Below are 20,241 nucleotides of genomic sequence, written 5' to 3'. Positions count from 1 at the left end.
TCTTTGACCGCAAATGGTTTTTAAGTTTTAAGAATGATTACAACACAAACAACACAATTGGAACAATATTTTCTGCAATTCAGAAAAAACATCATCGGAATCGATCAGGAATTTGATTCTCCTTTCGGAAGAAAAAAAATAATTTATACTGATTGGACAGCTTCAGGGCGTTTATATCGTCCGATTGAAGAAAAACTGATGAATGAGTTTGGACCATTTGTTGCCAATACGCATACTGAAACTACGGTATCGGGAACAGCAATGACCATGGCATATCATGAAGCACGGCATATAATCAAAAAACATGTTAACAGTGATGAAAACGATGTTCTGATTGTTGACGGAAGCGGTATGACCGGTGTTATCAATAAATTTCAGCGTATTTTAGGATTGAAAGTTCCTGAAAATCTTCAGAAATATACTCAGGTTCCAGAAGAGAAAAGACCTGTTGTTTTCATTTCTCACATGGAGCATCATTCAAATCAGACTTCCTGGTTGGAAACTATAGCAAAAGTAGAGGTGATTCCGGCTTGCGAAAAAGGTTTGATTTGCTTGGACAGTTTTAAGGCATTGTTGGAAAAATACAAAGACGTTACTTTGAAAATTGCTTCTGTTACGGCTTGTTCTAACGTTACAGGAATCAGAACGCCTTATCATGAAGTTGCAAAATTGATCCATCAGTACAACGGAGTTTGTTTTGTGGATTTTGCCTGTTCAGGACCTTATGTGAAAATCGACATGCATCCGGCGGATAATCCTGAAGGTTATTTGGATGCCATTTTTATGTCACCACATAAATTCTTAGGCGGACCAGGTACTTCGGGAGTTTTGGTTTTCAATAAAAAGCTTTACAAAAACATGGTTCCGGATCATCCGGGAGGCGGAACGGTGAGCTGGACCAATCCATGGGGAGAGCATAAATATCTGGATAATATTGAAGAACGTGAAGACGGAGGTACTCCTGGGTTCCTTCAGGTTATCAAAACGGCTTTGGCAATCCAGTTGAAAGAGCAGATGGGAATTGATAATATCCTGAAACGCGAGCATGAAATTGTTGATTATGTTTTCGACAGATTAGGGAACATCCCAAATATCAATATCCTTGCAGGTCAGCACCATGACAGATTAGGTGTTATTTCGTTTTATATTGACGAACTGCATTTTAACCTTGGTGTGAAAATCCTAAATGATAAATTCGGAATCCAGACACGTGGAGGATGTAGCTGCGCAGGAACATACGGTCATTATTTGCTGCATGTAGATCAGGAAACTTCTCATTATCTGACGGATAAAATTACCCACGGAGATTTAATCGAAAAACCGGGATGGATCAGAATGTCAATCCACCCAACTACAACTTCTGCAGAAATTGAATTCGTTTGTGACAGTATTGTTGCTTTAGCCGAAAATCATAAAGAATGGGCTAAAGATTATGAATACAATAAGAACTCGAATGAGTTTCTTCATAAAGATGCTTCGCATAAAGAAAAAGAAATGGTTAAAAACTGGTTTTCTTTATAAGCAAAATACATATAGACATAAAAAAATCCACTTGTTATAAGTGGATTTTTTTTTTGCTGCCTGTGTTCTGCCATCTGACTACTGCAACGGTTGACTGTCTTTTGTGTGTTTCCACCTTTTGTGCGTCCACAGATAATATTCCGGTTTGTCAAGGATTTGCTGTTCTAGCATTCTGAAAAACATATCGGTGATTTCGTAATCCGGTACTCCTTTAATGTTCTCACCCATCGGAACGAAAGTCATCTGATACCGTCCACGCCCTAATTTTTCTCCTTTTAAGAAAAGTACGTTCATGTCTAATCGTTTGGAAAGCATTTCGGCTCCCGTATGCACGGGAACATCAATTCCCATAAATTTTGTCCAATGATGTGCTTTCCATACTTTAGGATTTTGATCGGCAATGAAACCGTAAAGACTTTTTATTCCTTTTTTATGGTTAGCTAATATGGTGGGAGTAGTTTCAGCGGTATCAATTAAAGTAGCGTCGAATTTACTGCGGATTTTTCGGACCAAATTGTCAAAATACCTGTTTTTAATTCGTTTATAAACTCCGTAACTTTTAAATTTAGCGTATTTGTTCATGATGATTAACCATTCGTAACTAGAATAATGGCCCGACAGAGCAATAATGCTTTTGCCTTTTGCTTCGTATTCATGATAGAGATCCATATTGGTGAATATAAAGCGCTTGCGCATTTCTTTTTCGGAAATAGTCATGGTTTTAATCATTTCCATGAAACCATCAACTAAATGATGGTACGATTTTTTCTCTACGATCAAACGTTCTTTTTCCGATAAATGAGGTAAAGCCAAAGCCAGATTTTGTCTGACCACTTTTTTTCTGTAGCGAATGATGTAATATACAAGTACGTAAATGCAATCGGAAACGAAGTATAATAATCGGAAGGGTAGAATTGATATACACCATAAGATAGGATATGCCAATAAAAATATTAATAACTGCATTTATTTAAATTTTTTGCAAATATAATTTAAAACAGATTATTCGGATAATAAATAACATTCTATAAAGAAACATTGGTTATTTTTACCCAACGAAAATGCAAATATATGAATCCTGTATTATTACTGATTATCGCAGCAACTGCCATTACAAGTTTTAAAGGCTTTGGAGATCAATCTTTTTTCAGAAAATATGAATTTCACATTGGCAGTATTCGTGCAGGGGAGCATATCAGAATGATAACTTCTGCATTTTTGCATGGTGATGTTGGGCACCTGTTATTTAACATGCTTACATTGTATTTTTTTGCACCTGTTGTAATTCAGAATTTTGACGCATTCACTTTTCTTGCGATTTACTTCGGGAGTTTGATTTGTGGCAGTTTACTCACTTTATACTTCCATCATAACGATTACTATTACCGGGCTATCGGAGCTTCCGGAGCAGTTACGGGAGTACTGTATTCTGCTATTTTATTATACCCCGACATGAGTCTTTATTTATTTTTTATTCCGATTCCCATTCCCGCGTACTTATTCGGAATCGGTTATTTGCTGTATTCTATTTACGGGATGAAAGCCAAGAATGACAATATCGGACACACAGCACATTTTGGTGGAGCAATCGGAGGTTATATCATTACACTTGCAAAAGTTCCGACAATGGTAACAGACAATACATCAATGGTTATTTTATTGTTGATTCCGATTATCATTTTGCTGATTTTATTAAAAATGGGCAAGATTTAACGCTTTTGGCATTGCTTTTGCTTTGTAATGAAAAACTTAAATTAAAAAATATGAAAAAATTAGTTTTATTTGGAATCGTATTGTTTACAACGGTATTTTCTTATGCACAAACTCAGGAAAACAAAATGATTCCACAGATTGTAGTTTCTGGTGAAGGGAAAATTAAAGTTGCTCCGGATCAGGCCGTGATAACTGTCGGCGCTGAAAATACCGGTAACGATGCAGCCGACGTAAAAACGAAAAATGATGTAACAATTGATGCTTTAATCAAATACATCAAGAAAATGAAATTAGCTGCTACTGATTATCAGACACAACGAGTGTCCTTATATAAGTCATACGATTATCAGAAAAAGAAAAATACCTATACAGCGTCACAAAATATCATTATTACACTTAAGGATCTGTCCAAATATGATGAGTTGATTATAGGATTGGTCGATGCAGGCGCAAACGTTATCCATGGTGTGGATTTCAAATCGTCTAAAGTAGCTGAATACGAAAGCCAGGCCAGAATTAAGGCGGTTCAGAATGCAAAAGCAAAAGCGGCTGACTATGCATCGGCATTAAACCAAAAAGTAGGGAAGACAATTATGGTTTCAGACAATTCTATGACAAACTATCCAAGACCAATGTATGCTGCTATGAAAATGGATTCAGAAATGGCTGCACCGTCAAGAGAAACATTGGCAATAGGAGAGATTGAAGTAATTGCAAACGTAACCATTAACTTTGCCATCGAGTAACAAATTTGTTTCGATAATTTTGTTTGGCTTTCAGAATCCAATTACATTTGCATTACTCAAAAACAACACATAAATAATGAACACAATTACGACTACCAATTTTAACTTTCCGGGTCAAAAATCTGTTTACCGTGGTAAAGTAAGAGAAGTTTACAATATCAACGACGAACTTTTAGTAATGGTGGCAACCGACAGATTATCAGCTTTCGATGTTGTTATGCCAAAGGGAATTCCCTACAAAGGTCAGATTCTAAATCAGATTGCTACTAAATTCATGCAGTTAACTGAGGACATAGTTCCGAATTGGTTAATTGCTACTCCGGATCCGAATGTTGCTGTTGGTCATTTGTGTGCTCCTTTTAAAGTGGAAATGGTAATCCGAGGTTATTTGTCTGGACACGCAGCTCGTGAATATGCAGTAGGAAAAAGAGTGTTATGTGGAGTTGAAATGCCTGAAGGATTAAAGGAAAATGATAAATTTCCAACGCCGATAATTACACCGACAACAAAAGCGGATAATGGCTCTCATGATGAAGATATTTCGCGTGAAGCAATTTTGGCAAACGGAATCGTATCGGAAGAAGATTATCTGATTTTAGAAAAATACACAAGAGCTTTATATCAGAGAGGAACAGAAATTGCTGCTTCCCGCGGATTAATTCTGGTAGATACCAAGTACGAATTCGGTAAAACCAAAGATGGGAAAATCGTTTTGATAGATGAAATTCACACGCCGGATTCATCGCGTTATTTCTATGCCGAAGGGTATCAGGAGAGACAGGATAGAGGAGAAGACCAGAAACAATTGTCGAAAGAATTTGTTCGCCGTTGGTTAATCGAAAATGGTTTCCAGGGTAAGGAAGGTCAACAAATCCCAAATATGACGGATGAATACATTGAAACCGTTTCAGAACGTTACATCGAATTATATGAGAATATTATTGGTGACAAATTCGTAAAAGCGGATATTTCCAATATCAATGAACGCATCGAGAAAAACGTGGTTGCTTTTTTAAGTAAATAAGATAACCCAAATTTAAAGATATACTAACCACGCTTTGCGTGGTTTTTTTGTTCTTTGTAATAATAAAATGAAAGGCGGTTTTAAAAATTTCGACAAACGGTTTTAAAACACCGATTATCAGTATCTATTTGTTAAAATTATGTTATAATCTGGATTTTAGAGTAACGAAAGCAAATTAAAAGCGTCTATTCATTAAATCATTAATCAAAAAAATAAATCATCATGAAAAAAACGATCAGTTTGTTAGGTTTAGCTTTAATCGCAGCTACAAATGTTGCTTTAGCTTCAAATGTTGAAACTTCAACTTTTAAAAATGTTGCAATTTACAATCACGATGTGACACCACTTATTGTGGCTATCAGTAAAGGAGATGTAATCACAGTTAAAAAATTCATCGAATACGGGGTAGACGTAAATGAAACTAAAAACGGAATGACACCATTAATGTTTGCAGCTCGTTTTAACAATGCTGAGATAGCAAAATTTTTAATTGAAAAAGGAGCGGATGTTTCAGTTAAAGACAATAATGGCCGTACCGCTTTGCAACTTGCCGAAGCAACAAAAGCTACCGAAGTGGCTGAAATTATCAGAGCTGCTTCAAAAAAATAAGTTTAAGTTGTTGTATAGTAGTTAAGAACCGGGTTGTATACCCGGTTTTTTTATGATCTAAAATAAATTTTAGGATTGAGAACTGTTTAATTCGGAAATTACGTAATCTTTATAAGTTTTTGAAATCGGGATTTTTTTACTGCCTATTGTAATAAAGGAAATGTTATACCCGTCAATTTTAGTTTTGTTTACGATAAAGCCTTTATGGGTTTTGATAAAATTACCGGGAAGTTTATCCATAAACTCGGTTATGGTCGAACGATAACGATATTCTTTTTCCTCAGTACCTATGAGCAGGTAATTCTTCTGGCTTTCGGCATAAATGATGTTTTCAATGGCCACTTTTTCAAAAATCTCATTATACTTTATATATATGAAAGCACTCTCCTTAGGAATAGTAACGTTTTGTTTGTTGTAGTTAAGCATCGCTATTTCTATGGCTGTAAAAAGTTCTGCTTTCTGGAAAGGTTTTATCAGATAGCCATAAGGATTTGTGGCTATGGCATTTTTGACTGTCACATCATCGGAATAAGCTGTTAAGAAAACATGAGGAATTGAATATTTTTCCTGAATATAATTCGCCAGCCAAATACCGTCTTTATCTCCCTGGATGGTGATGTCCAAAAGGGCGAATTCAACTTTATTTTCTGAAAGCACCGTAATGGCTTCCTGTGCATTCATCGAAGTTCCGACAACATTGTAGCCCATCTCTGTTAATAGGACAGTTAGCGTCTTTTGGGTTATGTATTCGTCTTCTACTACTAATATGTTTAGTGGGTGGTTCATTATACTATATCTTTAAAAGTAATAATTATGGTGGTTCCGTTATTGTTTTTCCAATCAAAGTTGCCTTCCAATTGTCTTGTCAGTCCAATTATCAGATCAAAACCAATTGATTGCAGCTTCTTTGGATTAAAATCCTCAGATAATCCGATGCCGTCGTCTTTGACAATAAGTTTGTAAATATCGTTTTCTTTAGTGAGATTGATTTTAATATTTCCGTTTTCTCTGTTTTTAAAGGCGTGCTTAAAACAATTGGTCATTATTTCATTAATAATCAAACTTAGTGGAATGGCTGTGTTGATGCCGAGTTCTATCTCATTTGCTTCGACATCAATATTTATTTTTGTATTATTATGGAATGCTGATTGAATAGCCTGAATTAATTCGGATAAATAATTTTGAAACGGAACCTTACTGAAATTTTCAGATTGATAGAGCGTTTTGTGAATTAATGCAATAGACTGTATTCGTGATTGGCCTTCTTTTAGAATAACCTTTGCATTTTCATCAATGATGTTCAGATTCTGAAGTTCCAATATTCCCGAAATAATCTGCAGATTGTTTTTCACCCTGTGGTGAATTTCCTTTAAAAGCATTTCTTTTTCAGCCAACGACTCTTTGATGGTTTCATTTTTTGCTGAAATTTCATCATTTTTCTGCTGAATCTCTTTCTGTTTTTTTCGGGAATTATTCAGGTACAACAAAGTTGTCATCAAAATGATTCCTAAGGCTGTTGCAACAATATAAAGTATCCCTTTTTCTTTGGCGTTAATATCCGATTGTTGTTTTTCAATTACATTGTCTTTTTCTTCCAATTGATAAAGAATTTCATTTCCAGCCAATAAAAGGCGTTGTTTCTTCGAATTTATCGAATCACTCAAATTGAACGCTTTCTCATTGTAGGTAAACGCTTCATCTTTTTTATTTTGCGCTTTCAGTAATTCTGCTTTTGTTTTATAGTAGAACACTTTTGTTTCAGGTGATATTCCCTTTGGTATGAGTTGTTCTGCAAGTTGTATGTTTTTTTGCGCCTCAGTGAAGTTTTTTAACTTAATGTTACATGTGGAAAGATTGATAATGTTTTTGACTATTCCATCGTTGTTGTTATTGTAGTCCTTAATTTTTAAACTGATGGATAAATCTTCCATGAGCAGTGGCAATGCATTTTTATAATCGCCTTGTTTCATTTTTAAAATACCCATATTTCCTTTCACCAGGCCAGACAATGTGCTGTAATTCCCAAAATCATTTTTTTTAAGAGCTGTCTCTGCTTTTTGTAATGACAGATTATAATAATGGTAGGCACTATCAACTTGATTGTTCTTGAAAAAATAAAATCCTAAATTGTTGTAAGCATTTGGAACTATGAGAGAATCACGTTTGGGGTTTTTTAGTATTTCGTTGATTTCCGATTTCAATTGTAGAATAGCCTTATCGTATAAGAACAATCGGGCATATAAGCTACTTTTATTATTATAACTCCACAAAGGATAATCCACCCCTTTTTTTCTGAGATAGGCTATTTCAGAGTTTATTTTAAAAACATTGGAATATAAATTAAGGTTCAGATAAGCACTTTGCAATTGAACCAATACATACATTTTTTTTGAGTCGGGGAGTTTGTAATCCTTGTTGTTCAGAATCTCTTTAAAAGTAATAATGGTTTTTAGGTCTTCCTGTTTAAAGACATGGATTTCGGCTAATGCGAATTTAAGTCGCATCGACGATTTTGTATCTGAGTTAATTTGTTCATCGGCAGATAGTTTAAGGAGATTCTGGTATAAAAAATCCAGATGATCTAATTTTTGCCTATGAGTCAGACTTTCGTAAAAACTGATTTTATCAATGCCTTTTTTTGAAGCATAAGTTTCCTCTATTTTATCGGTCGTTTGAGCTTTTCCATTAAATAATGGAATAAAAAGGAGTAAACAGAAGATTATTTTTTTTAAAGAAGGCATTATTATAAAACTTCAATTTTTACGGTCAGTTCACCATGACTTTTTTTGTCTGTTATTTTCATGAAGGCTTTTTTGGTCAGGTCAATTTCTCTTCCTTTTGTAAATGGTCCTCGATCATTGATGATAACCACAACCGACTTATTGTTGGCAAGGTTGGTGACTTTTACTTTTGTTCCAAATGGAAGTTCCCTGTGCGCCGCCGTATATTTCTTATTACTAAAACGTTCTCCGTTGGCTGTTTTACGACCGTTGAATTTATCATGATAATAAGAGGCAACTCCCGTGCTTTTGTGTCCCTTTACTTTTGAAACAGTGCTAGTTTTGCTTTTAGAATGCGATGACCCGCAACTGTTCATTACTAAAGTAAATGACAGTAGTAGGAGAGCTGCCTTGAATTTTGTCGGTAATGAAATCATTAAATGTTATTTGAAATAAGAGAAAGTTTCGTTGTTCTCAATTCGCAATAAACTTTCATAAATTAATTTGATGACATTTTCTACGTCTTCACGGTGAACCATTTCTACCGTAGTATGCATATAACGCAAAGGAAGCGAAATTAGTGCAGAAGCAACTCCGCCATTGCTGTAGGCGAATGCATCCGTATCCGTTCCCGTAGCTCTTGAAGTGGCATGACGCTGGAAAGGAATCTTTTTATCTTCTGCAGTAGTAACGATTAGTTCGCGTAATCTGTTCTGAACGGCAGGAGCATAGGCAATAACCGGGCCTTTACCCATTTTCAGATCACCTTCAATTTTCTTTTCGATCATCGGGGTAGTGGTATCGTGGCAAACATCGGTTACAATTGCCACATTCGGTTTGATGGTATGCGTAATCATTTCAGCTCCACGCAAACCAATTTCTTCCTGAACCGAATTCACTACATACAATCCGAAAGGTAATTTCTTTTTATTCTCTTTTAATAAACGCGCGACTTCCGCAATCATGAATCCTCCCATGCGGTTGTCTATGGCACGGCAAACGAATTTATCATTGTTCAAAACCATGAATTCATCTGGATATGTAATTACGCAACCTACGTGAACGCCTAATTTCTCCACTTCTTCTTTGGTAGAACAACCACAGTCAATGAAAATATTGTGAAGCGTTGCTGATTCTTCCTTACCGCGATTTCTCGTATGTATTGCCGGCCATCCGAAAACTCCTTTTACAATGCCGTTTTTAGTATGAATGTTTACGCGCTTTGAAGGTGCGATCTGGTGATCCGATCCTCCATTGCGAATAACATAGATCAATCCGTCATCCGTAATATAGTTTACGTACCACGAAATTTCGTCCGCATGTCCTTCAATCACTACTTTATATTCTGCTTCCGGATTTATAACACCGACAGCTGTTCCGTATGTATCCGTAATAAATGTATCTACGTAAGGTTTTAGGTACTCCATCCAAATTTTTTGACCACTTTCCTCATAACCTGTTGGAGATGCGTTATTTAGATAATTTTCTAAAAAAGTAAGTGACGATTCGGACAGTATTGATTTCGTTGCCATAAAATAATTTTTTCGCTAAAATAATAAAATGGCATCAGAGTTGTTAGTATAATGCATAATTTTGATATAATAAATAAGTCTATGAAGCGATATCTTTTTTTGAGTATTTCATTCTTTTTTTCCTCCTATATATATAGTCAGGTTACCAACGATACTGTCCAAACTCAGGAACAGGATACATCTGTTGTTTTTAAAACACAAATGGATGAAATGTTCATTGGTAAGGATAAGGCTAAACTGGAGGAAATGGAGCGTATCAAAAAAATTCAGCGTCGCGTTTATAAAGTGTATCCTTATGCAAAATTAGCAGCCGAGAATTTAAAGATTATGAACGCTAATATGGCCAAACTTAAAACGGAAAAGGAAAAGAAGAAGTATTTTAAGATTGTAGAAAATTATCTTGAAAATGAATTTGGGGACCGCTTGAAAAAATTCTCGCGCAAAGAGGGCCAGATCCTTGTAAAACTTATTCATAGGCAAACCGGCATTACGACTTTTAAACTCATCAAAGATTTAAAAAGCGGTTGGAAAGCTTGGTGGTCCAATAACGCGGCCAGTTTATATGATATCGATTTGAAAGCCGAATACGATCCTTTTAAAGAACTTGACGATTTTTATATAGAAGGCATGTTGGTAAAGGCCTTCAGGGAGGGAAAACTGCAACGTCAGGATCCTGCCAAGCCGATAGACCTTGCCGAACTTTCCGCAACTTGGAAAGAAAGGCTTAATAAATCCAGAAAAGCAAGAGAGGAAAAAGCAGCCAAAGAAAAAGCAGCTTTGGAGGAAAATAAATAATTTTAAAGCCTGGAGCGAAAGTTCCGGGCTTTTTTGCGATCTATGTTCCCGCTTTCCGCTGCAATTCCTCCGCTGCGCTGCGGGATTTCCACTGCTCCCGATAGCTATCGGGACGTGGCTAGGGGATGGGTTTTGTGGATTTACCAGTAAACTTTTTTGGGACTGTTACCTATATATAGTATAGTAGAAACAAACTTGACTGCTCCGCTGTTTTACTTCTTTGCGATTTTCGAAAAAAAATTTTCAAGGGTTATGAAATGGTTATCAGTGAGTTAAGGGAAAGAGGTGAAAAAACTTCAAAAAAAGACCGGAAATAATTAGGAGTTACGCAAAAGAGTGCTACTTTTGCACTCGCAATAACGGCACAGTTCTACTGACATTTTGAAACAAAACGGATCGAAAAGATTTTGAAAAAAGTTAAAAAAAGATTTGGTTTGTAAAGAAAAAAGAAAGTATCTTTGCCACCCGCAAAACACGGTAAAGTTCATTGGAAATATTGAGTAAGTGATTGGAATTACGGTTTAGAAATTAAATCGAAAAATAATTCAAAAAAGCTTGCGAGATTAAAAAAAGGAGTTACCTTTGCAGCCCGCTAAAACGGGAAGTTCTTAAAAATACTGACGACAAAATGGAAAGAAAATTTTTTCAAAAAAAAGTTTCAAAAAGTTTTGCCAGTTAAAAATTAAGTTCTAGTTTTGCACCCGCTAACCGAAAGGCTGGCGAGAAAAAATAAGAAGACACGTTCATAGACATATTGAATTGACAGCATTGAAACGAAGCAATTCGTTTCAAGATTAAGAGAGAGTAAGACTCGAGTAGATTAGAAAAAACCTAGCATCTTTATCGACAATATTAAAATATACGATGAAGAGTTTGATCCTGGCTCAGGATGAACGCTAGCGGCAGGCCTAACACATGCAAGTCGAGGGGTAGAGTTAGCTTGCTAACTTGAGACCGGCGCACGGGTGCGTAACGCGTATGCAATCTACCTTGTACAGAGGGATAGCCCAGAGAAATTTGGATTAATACCTCATAGTGTTATGATGTGGCATCACATTATAACTAAAGTTCCAACGGTACAAGATGAGCATGCGTCCCATTAGCTAGTTGGTGTGGTAACGGCATACCAAGGCAATGATGGGTAGGGGTCCTGAGAGGGAGATCCCCCACACTGGTACTGAGACACGGACCAGACTCCTACGGGAGGCAGCAGTGAGGAATATTGGTCAATGGGCGCAAGCCTGAACCAGCCATGCCGCGTGCAGGATGACGGTCCTATGGATTGTAAACTGCTTTTATACGGGAAGAAACACTCCTACGTGTAGGAACTTGACGGTACCGTAAGAATAAGGATCGGCTAACTCCGTGCCAGCAGCCGCGGTAATACGGAGGATCCAAGCGTTATCCGGAATCATTGGGTTTAAAGGGTCCGTAGGCGGTCTTATAAGTCAGTGGTGAAAGCCCATCGCTTAACGATGGAACGGCCATTGATACTGTAAGACTTGAATTAGTGGGAAGTAACTAGAATATGTAGTGTAGCGGTGAAATGCTTAGATATTACATGGAATACCAATTGCGAAGGCAGGTTACTATCACTATATTGACGCTGATGGACGAAAGCGTGGGGAGCGAACAGGATTAGATACCCTGGTAGTCCACGCCGTAAACGATGGATACTAGCTGTTCGGAGCAATCTGAGTGGCTAAGCGAAAGTGATAAGTATCCCACCTGGGGAGTACGTTCGCAAGAATGAAACTCAAAGGAATTGACGGGGGCCCGCACAAGCGGAGGAGCATGTGGTTTAATTCGATGATACGCGAGGAACCTTACCAGGGCTTAAATGGGAGACGACAGGACTGGAAACAGTTTTTTCTTCGGACGTCTTTCAAGGTGCTGCATGGTTGTCGTCAGCTCGTGCCGTGAGGTGTCAGGTTAAGTCCTATAACGAGCGCAACCCCTATTGTTAGTTGCCAGCGGGTCATGCCGGGAACTCTAACAAGACTGCCGGTGCAAACCGTGAGGAAGGTGGGGATGACGTCAAATCATCACGGCCCTTACGTCCTGGGCTACACACGTGCTACAATGGGCGGTACAGAGAGCAGCCACCACGCAAGTGGGCGCGAATCTTCAAAACCGTTCTCAGTTCGGATCGGAGTCTGCAACTCGACTCCGTGAAGCTGGATTCGCTAGTAATCGCATATCAGCCATGATGCGGTGAATACGTTCCCGGGCCTTGTACACACCGCCCGTCAAGCCATGGAAGCTGGGGGTACCTGAAGTCGGTGACCGCAAGGAGCTGCCTAGGGTAAAACTAGTAACTGGGGCTAAGTCGTAACAAGGTAGCCGTACCGGAAGGTGCGGCTGGAACACCTCCTTTCTAGAGAAAAGATTAAGATCTGGGATTTTAATTGAAAGAAGATTACTCTCGCTGTTAGTTCAAATATTACAATAATTAAAAAACAGAGTCTCGTAGCTCAGCTGGTTAGAGTACTACACTGATAATGTAGGGGTCCCCAGTTCGAGTCTGGGCGGGACTACTAAGTTTTTTGATTGTAAAAGGAAATTTTAGAGGTTGAGTGGCCGTTTGAAGTACTGTTAACTGAAAACTGTTAACTGAACACTAGAAACGGGGGATTAGCTCAGCTGGCTAGAGCGCCTGCCTTGCACGCAGGAGGTCATCGGTTCGACTCCGATATTCTCCACGAGTTTCGAAAGAGACGAAAGTTCATTGACATATTGAGATAAAAAAACATTTAAAAAGTAGAAAGAACACAGTTTTTGCCTATTTATAGGTAAGAATGAAAGTACAATAAGCAAAATAAGGGCGTATGGGGGATGCCTAGGCTCTCAGAGGCGATGAAGGACGTGATAAGCTGCGAAAAGCTGCGGGGATTGGCACATACGAATTGATCCGCAGATATCCGAATGGGGCAACCCACTATATTGAAGATATAGTACCCGATAGGGGGCAAACCCGCTGAACTGAAACATCTAAGTAGGCGGAGGAGAAGAAAACAAAAGTGATTCCGTAAGTAGTGGCGAGCGAACGCGGATTAGCCCAAACCAATGTTGTTACGGCAATGTTGGGGTTGTAGGACCACGACATTTCTTGCGGATTGAATTAGAATAACCTGGAAAGGTTAACCATAGAGGGTGATAGTCCCGTATAAGTAAGAAAAGATAAGGATAGTGGTATCCTGAGTAGGGCGGGGCACGTGAAACCCTGTCTGAATCTGGCGGGACCATCCGCTAAGGCTAAATACTCCTGAGAGACCGATAGTGAACCAGTACTGTGAAGGAAAGGTGAAAAGAACCGTGAATAACGGAGTGAAATAGATCCTGAAACCATACGCTTACAAGCGGTCGGAGCCCTTTAGTGGGGTGACGGCGTGCCTTTTGCATAATGAGCCTACGAGTTACCGTTGCTGGCAAGGATAAGCACTTCAGGTGTGGATCCGTAGCGAAAGCGAGTCTGAATAGGGCGCTTTAGTCAGTAGTGGTAGACGCGAAACCGTGTGATCTACCCATGGGCAGGATGAAGCTGTGGTAACACACAGTGGAGGTCCGAACCGGTTGACGTTGAAAAGTCTTCGGATGACCTGTGGGTAGGGGTGAAAGGCCAATCAAACTCGGAAATAGCTCGTACTCCCCGAAATGCATTTAGGTGCAGCGCTGTGTATAGTTATATAGAGGTAGAGCTACTGATTGGATGCGGGGGCTTCACCGCCTACCAATTCCTGACAAACTCCGAATGCTATATAATGTTTCACAGCAGTGAGGGCATGGGTGCTAAGGTCCATGTCCGAGAGGGAAAGAACCCAGACCATCAGCTAAGGTCCCCAAATGTATGCTAAGTTGAAAAAACGAGGTTTGTCTGCCCAGACAGCTAGGATGTTGGCTTGGAAGCAGCCATTCATTTAAAGAGTGCGTAACAGCTCACTAGTCGAGCGGACGAGCATGGATAATAATCGGGCATAAGTATACTACCGAAGCTATGGATTTACGTTTTACGTAAGTGGTAGGGGAGCATTCTAACAGGGCTGAAGGTGTGAGGCGACTCATGCTGGACCGGTTAGAAAAGAAAATGTAGGCATAAGTAACGATAATGCGGGCGAGAAACCCGCACACCGAAAGACTAAGGTTTCCTCAGCTATGCTAATCAGCTGAGGGTTAGTCGGGTCCTAAGGCGAACCCGAAAGGGACAGTCGATGGCCAACGGGTTAATATTCCCGTACTACTTATAATTGTGATGGGGTGACGGAGTGATGAAAGCACCGCGAACTGACGGAATAGTTCGTTAAAGTACTTAGCTATAGGTCCCGTAGTAAAATGCGCGGGAACTGGTGAAATACGATAGTACACGGAGTCTTCGGACAAAGTGATAGTGTGCCTAAGGGCTTCCAAGAAAAACCTCTAAACTTAGATTATAAGTACCCGTACCGTAAACCGACACAGGTAGTCGAGGAGAGAATCCTAAGGTGCTCGAGAGATTCATGGCTAAGGAATTAGGCAAAATAGACCTGTAACTTCGGGAGAAAGGTCGCCAGCGCAAGCTGGCCGCAGTGAAGAGGTCCAGGCGACTGTTTATCAAAAACACAGGGCTCTGCAAAATCGTAAGATGAAGTATAGGGCCTGACACCTGCCCGGTGCTGGAAGGTTAAGAGGAGATGTTATCTTCGGAGAAGCATTGAATTGAAGCCCCAGTAAACGGCGGCCGTAACTATAACGGTCCTAAGGTAGCGAAATTCCTTGTCGGGTAAGTTCCGACCTGCACGAATGGTGTAACGATCTGGACACTGTCTCAGCCATGAGCTCGGTGAAATTGTAGTATCGGTGAAGATGCCGATTACCCGCAGTGGGACGAAAAGACCCTGTGCACCTTTACTATAGCTTAGTATTGGTCTTGGATAAGTGATGTGTAGGATAGGTGGGAGACTGTGAAATGGCGTCGCCAGGCGTTGTGGAGTCATTGTTGAAATACCACCCTTTGCTTATCTGAGATCTAACCCCGCAAAGCGGGGGACATTGCTTGGTGGGTAGTTTGACTGGGGTGGTCGCCTCCAAAAGAGTAACGGAGGCTTCTAAAGGTTCCCTCAGCACGCTTGGTAACCGTGCGTAGAGTGCAATGGCATAAGGGAGCTTGACTGAGAGACATACAGGTCGATCAGGTACGAAAGTAGAGCATAGTGATCCGGTGGTTCCGCATGGAAGGGCCATCGCTCAAAGGATAAAAGGTACGCCGGGGATAACAGGCTGATCTCCCCCAAGAGCTCATATCGACGGGGGGGTTTGGCACCTCGATGTCGGCTCGTCACATCCTGGGGCTGGAGAAGGTCCCAAGGGTTGGGCTGTTCGCCCATTAAAGTGGCACGCGAGCTGGGTTCAGAACGTCGTGAGACAGTTCGGTCTCTATCTACTGTGGGCGTTAGAAATTTGAGTGGATCTGATTCTAGTACGAGAGGACCGAATTGGACGAACCTCTGGTGTATCTGTTGTTCCGCCAGGAGCACCGCAGAGTAGCTACGTTCGGAAGGGATAAGCGCTGAAAGCATATAAGCGCGAAACCCACCACAAGATGAGATTTCTTTTAAGGGTCGTGGAAGATGACCACGTTGATAGGCTATAGATGTAAAGGCAGTAATGTCATAGTCGAGTAGTACTAATAACCCGTAAGCTTATGTACGCTTTTCCTCCCGCTTCGGCGGGAGGGAGAAACTTTCTAAATAATGATTATTTATCTCAGTATGTTAAGATATTATTGTAATGTTGATTAGTAATAAGCTGATTACCCTTGCAAAAACGACTTAAGGTGGTTATTGCGGCGGGGCTCACCTCTTCCCATTCCGAACAGAGTAGTTAAGCCCGCCTGCGCAGATGGTACTGCAATCTTGTGGGAGAGTATGTCGCCGCCTTTCTTTTGAAAAGCCCTTCACGAAAGTGAAGGGCTTTTTTGTTTTACAATAATTTTGGTTTTGAAAGAATCAAGACTTGAAAAAATAGCTGTGTTCTTTTGAAAATTATCGTGTTTTAAAAGACAAACGAATATGGATTACCCTATAGCCCCGGGTGGAGTGGCACGAAGTAGAACGGAACACGGGAAAATGGTATAGCAATCAAAAACAACCTTTCGCTTCTAAAATATTCAACGTTATATTTTGTAATTAGTTGGTTTTTAATTGATTGGCTTCGTTGAAAAAGAGGGAATTTATAAGTTTTTGTAATAATTACAACAATAATTTACAGGACAGATATCACATTTAGGATTGGTTGGCCTGCAGATTTCCCTGCCTAAAAAGGACATGGACATGCCTATTTCGCCCCAAATGTCTTTAGGTAAAACCTGCATTAATTGTTTTTCGACTTTGTTGCCGTCTTTAGTTTCTGTAATCAATCCGATCCTTGGAGCTACTCTAATTACGTGTAAATCAGCAATAATGCCTTCTGCTGTAACGTTGGCTTCCCTCATGATTACATTGGCAGATTTTCGTCCTATACCTTTTAACGCGACTAAATTTTCCATTGTCAGCGGAATGTTTTTATCCTCTTTTAATGACTGGGCAATTTCAATAATCCAACTTGCTTTTGTGCCAAAATTGCGCACTTTTGAAATATGTGGAATCAAAGCATCTATATTTGAAACCGAAAGACTTTCTAAATTTGGAAATACATTAAAAAGGTTTGGAGCAATTTTATTGATATTAGCATCAGAATCCTGGGCTGACAGGATAACCATAATCATCAGCTGGTAAAGATTCTGATAGTCCAGAGGATGTTTTTTTCCTTTATATTTTTCTATTAGAGGCTTTAAATTGGCAGCCCAATCGATTTGTTCTTCAAATAAATCCATATTTTATTTTTTACGGAAATCTAAAGATAAGGAATTTACGCAATAGCGAATACCGGTTTTCGTTGGTCCATCATTAAAAACATGTCCGAGGTGTCCTCCACACTTCGCGCAAAGAATTTCAGTTCGCAACATTCCGTGTGACGTATCTTTGATGTACTCGACCTTTCCCGGAATACACTCGTCAAACGAAGGCCAGCCGCAATGACCGTCAAATTTGGTATCACTTTCAAATAAAGGTTCACCACAAGCACCACAGCAATAAGTACCGTTTTCAAAAAGCAGGTTATATTCGCCTGTATGCGGGTATTCGGTACCTTTTTGGCGAAGGATTCTGTATTTTTCTTCGCCTAATTGAGCTTTCCACTCATCTTCTGATTTTTCAACAGTATATTTCATTGTTTTGCAGGAATAAATTGTATTGAAACTGAATTTGTACAAAAACGTTTTCCTGTTGTTTCGGCTGGTCCGTCGTCAAATACATGTCCGAGATGTCCGCCGCATTTTTCACAGGTAACTTCTATTCGCTCCATACCGAAACTGTTATCGGTAGTATATTTTACGGATCCTTTTATAGCCTGATCAAATGATGGCCATCCACAATCGGAATCAAATTTGGCATCAGAGGTAAATAAAGGATTTTTGCAGGCAGCACAAACATAGATCCCTTTTTCAAAATGCTTCCAGTATTTTCCGGTAAATGGTCTTTCTGTTCCTTTTTCTCTTAAAACTTCGTATTGTTCGGGAGTTAATTTTGCTTTCCACGGATCTCCAGCTGTAGGAGTGGAAGCTGTTTGAGTTTCTTTTTTCTTTTCCTGACCACTGCAGGAAATAAACATACTCATTATTAATATGACAAATAAATTTTTCATGTCTTTACTGAATAAATGAAACAATTTTTCTGATTACTTTCGTATCGCCTAAAATTTTTCTGTGTCCCAATTCTTTGGTAATCAGTAATTCTCCATTTTTTAAATGCTGGTGAATGTGATGAGCGGCAGATACAGGAACGTCATCATCGTTTTCGTCGTGAATTACCAAAACAGGGATAGTAACTTCTTTTGAAGCTATATACGTAGAATAACTGTTCATGGTTTCCCCAATTTTATTTTCAAATGTAAATTTCATCTGTTTACTTATCACTGGCTTCAGACCAAGTTTCAGTACAAAGTCATCCATAATATCCTCAACAACATCACCACTGCCAATTATTACTGCTTTTTTTACATTCAAACCTCTTTTTATTGAATTCATTATGGTCATACCACCTAATGAATGTCCGATTGCAAATTCAAAAGGACCAAATTCTTTTGATATTTGTAAAACAGAAGCAATAAATTCAGTCATATTGCTTGTTTTTCCAGGGGCTTTTCCATGTGCAGGAGCATCAAAACTCACGATAGAATATCCTGATCTTATAAGTTCATCTGCAATCTTAACCAATTGTGTTCCTCTGCCAGACCAACCGTGTACCAATAAAACCTTTTTTTCGGAAGTCCCATATTGGTAAAGCATTATACTTTTATTTATAGATTTTACAGGAATTAATTGCTGTTTACTACCAGCATCCATTTCTATTTCTCTTTTAGGAATTTTATGGCGGATAGGTGTCGTAAATAATTTTATTGCAAATTTCGTCGCCAATTTTGGAGAAATACTCTCTAAAATCTTTGCAGAATAAAGAATTGCTTTCGGAATTTTAATGGTTTGCTGATGTTTCGGCTTTTTCATCTTCTGTAAAAATATACTGCAAGTTACTTTAATAATAAGTTATTAAGTGATAACAAATTCTTAAATATGCGAGACATTTTATGCGAACATAAAATTCATGAAAAATATTTTGTATCTTTATTCCTAGTGATAAATAGGCAATTGTTTAGTTTTGCCCGATAAAATCTTACATTATGAATCTGAAATCAAGTTTGATAATTGCCGGTTCATTAGCACTTGTTATTTCTTGTGCCAAGAACCCGTTTACTGGAAAAAACACGATGGCTTTGGTGCCAAATAGCCAAATCTTCCCATCATCCTTTCAGCAATACAATCAGTTTTTGGGAGAAAATAAGGTAATAAAAGGAACCAAAGATGCTGAACGTGTTGAAAACGTTGGAATGAAGATAAAGGCAGCCGCAGAAAAATGGTTGAATGCTAATGGAAAAGAAGGTTATCTTAAAGATTATCAATGGGAATACAATTTGGTAGATAATAAAGAAGTGAATGCGTGGTGTATGCCTGGAGGAAAAATAGTTTTTTATACCGGAATTATGCCGATCTGTCAGGATGATGCCGGTATGGCTACTGTAATGGGGCATGAGGTTGCGCATGCATTAGCGAATCACGGGCAACAACGTATGAGCGCAGGGATGATTCAGCAATTAGGAGCAGTAGGACTAGGCGTTGCTGCTGGAGGCCAAAGTAAAGAGACACAAGCGGCTATTATGACTGCTTACGGAATCGGATCTGAGTATGGAGGGATGATGCCTTTCAGCCGTTCTCATGAAAGTGAGGCAGACATGATTGGTTTGACGCTTATGGCAGTTGCAGGTTATAATCCTGATAAAGCTGTGGCGTTTTGGGAAAGAATGGCGGCCAATGCAGGCGGAAACAAACCCCCTGAATTTATGAGTACGCACCCTTCAGATGAGACCCGTATTGCAAATATTAAGAAGCTGATCCCTAAAGCTAAGGAAGAAGCTGCTAAATTCGGAGTAACATTTAAGTAAGAAAAAATATGTAT

The 20,241-nt window shown here is 39.0% G+C and carries 16 protein-coding genes, 2 tRNA genes and 3 rRNA genes; 12 read left to right on the top strand and 9 right to left on the bottom strand.

The features are described 5' to 3' along the window. The first annotated feature begins 33 nt into the window (after window positions 1–33). Window positions 34–1,521 carry an aminotransferase class V-fold PLP-dependent enzyme gene (locus LZF87_RS11255; protein ID WP_244339103.1) on the top strand — a complete coding sequence of 496 codons (1,488 nt, stop codon included), beginning with the start codon at window positions 34–36 and terminating at the stop codon, window positions 1,519–1,521. 78 nt (window positions 1,522–1,599) lie between these two features. Here the strand turns inward: LZF87_RS11255 and LZF87_RS11250 are convergent, their stop codons facing one another. Then, the gene (locus LZF87_RS11250) at window positions 1,600–2,487 is read right to left on the bottom strand and encodes a lysophospholipid acyltransferase family protein (protein WP_244339102.1); all 888 of its coding nucleotides are present in this window, start codon (window positions 2,485–2,487) and stop codon (window positions 1,600–1,602) included. A 105-nt stretch (window positions 2,488–2,592) separates the two neighbouring features. Between LZF87_RS11250 and LZF87_RS11245 the strand changes: the two genes are divergently transcribed. From LZF87_RS11245 to LZF87_RS11230, 4 genes are all read left to right on the top strand, one after another. Beyond that, on the top strand, window positions 2,593–3,234 hold the full coding sequence (locus tag LZF87_RS11245) for a rhomboid family intramembrane serine protease (RefSeq protein WP_244339101.1): 642 nt from the start codon (window positions 2,593–2,595) through the stop codon (window positions 3,232–3,234). 50 nt (window positions 3,235–3,284) lie between these two features. After that, entirely contained in the window at window positions 3,285–3,980 is a 696-nt protein-coding gene (locus LZF87_RS11240; RefSeq protein WP_244339100.1) for an SIMPL domain-containing protein, read from the top strand. Between the two features lie 76 nt (window positions 3,981–4,056). After that, window positions 4,057–5,004 (top strand): phosphoribosylaminoimidazolesuccinocarboxamide synthase, encoded by a 948-nt coding sequence (locus tag LZF87_RS11235; protein ID WP_244339099.1) that lies wholly within the window; start codon window positions 4,057–4,059, stop codon window positions 5,002–5,004. Window positions 5,005–5,226: 222 nt separating this feature from the next. After that, window positions 5,227–5,613, top strand: a complete 387-nt coding sequence (locus tag LZF87_RS11230; protein WP_244339098.1) for an ankyrin repeat domain-containing protein — start codon at window positions 5,227–5,229, stop codon at window positions 5,611–5,613. Between the two features lie 69 nt (window positions 5,614–5,682). Here LZF87_RS11230 and LZF87_RS11225 read toward each other — a convergent pair whose 3' ends face one another. The 4 genes from LZF87_RS11225 to LZF87_RS11210 are packed head-to-tail and all read right to left on the bottom strand — an operon-like array spanning window position 5,683 to window position 9,865. Then, window positions 5,683–6,399: a LytR/AlgR family response regulator transcription factor gene (locus LZF87_RS11225; protein WP_244339097.1), complete on the bottom strand. Its 717-nt coding sequence runs from the start codon at window positions 6,397–6,399 to the stop codon at window positions 5,683–5,685. Further along, window positions 6,399–8,354 (bottom strand): sensor histidine kinase, encoded by a 1,956-nt coding sequence (locus LZF87_RS11220; protein WP_244339096.1) that lies wholly within the window; start codon window positions 8,352–8,354, stop codon window positions 6,399–6,401. Before LZF87_RS11220 ends, LZF87_RS11225 begins: the two co-directional genes overlap by 1 nt. A 2-nt stretch (window positions 8,355–8,356) precedes the next feature. Continuing rightward, a complete protein-coding gene (locus LZF87_RS11215) occupies window positions 8,357–8,770 on the bottom strand; it encodes a septal ring lytic transglycosylase RlpA family protein (protein WP_244339095.1) in 414 nt (137 codons plus the stop codon). A 6-nt stretch (window positions 8,771–8,776) separates the two neighbouring features. Then, entirely contained in the window at window positions 8,777–9,865 is a 1,089-nt protein-coding gene (locus tag LZF87_RS11210) for a M42 family metallopeptidase (RefSeq protein ID WP_244339094.1), read from the bottom strand. 81 nt (window positions 9,866–9,946) lie between these two features. Here LZF87_RS11210 and LZF87_RS11205 point away from each other — a divergent pair, with 81 nt between their 5' ends. From LZF87_RS11205 to rrf, 6 genes are all read left to right on the top strand, one after another. Beyond that, window positions 9,947–10,660 carry a DUF4294 domain-containing protein gene (locus tag LZF87_RS11205; RefSeq protein WP_244339093.1) on the top strand — a complete coding sequence of 238 codons (714 nt, stop codon included), beginning with the start codon at window positions 9,947–9,949 and terminating at the stop codon, window positions 10,658–10,660. A gap of 861 nt (window positions 10,661–11,521) precedes the next feature. Next, window positions 11,522–13,037 (top strand): 16S ribosomal RNA (locus tag LZF87_RS11200). 86 nt (window positions 13,038–13,123) lie between these two features. Continuing rightward, a tRNA-Ile gene (locus LZF87_RS11195) sits at window positions 13,124–13,197 on the top strand. Window positions 13,198–13,288: 91 nt separating this feature from the next. Beyond that, a tRNA-Ala gene (locus tag LZF87_RS11190) sits at window positions 13,289–13,362 on the top strand. Window positions 13,363–13,467: 105 nt separating this feature from the next. Next, a 23S ribosomal RNA gene (locus LZF87_RS11185) occupies window positions 13,468–16,343 on the top strand. A 122-nt stretch (window positions 16,344–16,465) separates the two neighbouring features. Further along, window positions 16,466–16,575, top strand: a 5S ribosomal RNA gene (rrf, locus tag LZF87_RS11180). The 16S, 23S and 5S rRNA genes sit together here with 2 tRNA genes alongside, the layout of an rRNA operon. A gap of 290 nt (window positions 16,576–16,865) precedes the next feature. On the opposite strand, the gene LZF87_RS11175 is transcribed toward rrf, so the two are convergent. The 4 genes from LZF87_RS11175 to LZF87_RS11160 are packed head-to-tail and all read right to left on the bottom strand — an operon-like array spanning window position 16,866 to window position 19,235. Beyond that, window positions 16,866–17,507, bottom strand: coding sequence for an endonuclease III domain-containing protein (locus LZF87_RS11175; protein WP_244339092.1), 642 nt, complete (start codon window positions 17,505–17,507; stop codon window positions 16,866–16,868). Between the two features lie 3 nt (window positions 17,508–17,510). Beyond that, complete coding sequence (gene msrB, locus LZF87_RS11170; protein WP_244339091.1) at window positions 17,511–17,903, bottom strand: peptide-methionine (R)-S-oxide reductase MsrB; 393 nt, start codon at window positions 17,901–17,903, stop codon at window positions 17,511–17,513. Continuing rightward, complete coding sequence (gene msrB, locus LZF87_RS11165) at window positions 17,900–18,376, bottom strand: peptide-methionine (R)-S-oxide reductase MsrB (protein ID WP_244339090.1); 477 nt, start codon at window positions 18,374–18,376, stop codon at window positions 17,900–17,902. Before msrB (LZF87_RS11165) ends, msrB (LZF87_RS11170) begins: the two co-directional genes overlap by 4 nt. A gap of 4 nt (window positions 18,377–18,380) precedes the next feature. Then, a complete protein-coding gene (locus LZF87_RS11160) occupies window positions 18,381–19,235 on the bottom strand; it encodes an alpha/beta fold hydrolase (RefSeq protein ID WP_244339089.1) in 855 nt (284 codons plus the stop codon). Between the two features lie 173 nt (window positions 19,236–19,408). Here LZF87_RS11160 and LZF87_RS11155 point away from each other — a divergent pair, with 173 nt between their 5' ends. Continuing rightward, on the top strand, window positions 19,409–20,227 hold the full coding sequence (locus tag LZF87_RS11155) for a M48 family metallopeptidase (protein ID WP_244339088.1): 819 nt from the start codon (window positions 19,409–19,411) through the stop codon (window positions 20,225–20,227). Window positions 20,228–20,241: the final 14 nt, after the last annotated feature.

The organism is Flavobacterium enshiense (assembly GCF_022836875.1).
GTDB classification, from domain to species: Bacteria; Bacteroidota; Bacteroidia; order Flavobacteriales; family Flavobacteriaceae; genus Flavobacterium; species Flavobacterium enshiense_A.
The sequence above is the reverse complement of the archived record's forward strand: the minus strand, read 5'-3'. Positions and strand labels throughout refer to the sequence as shown.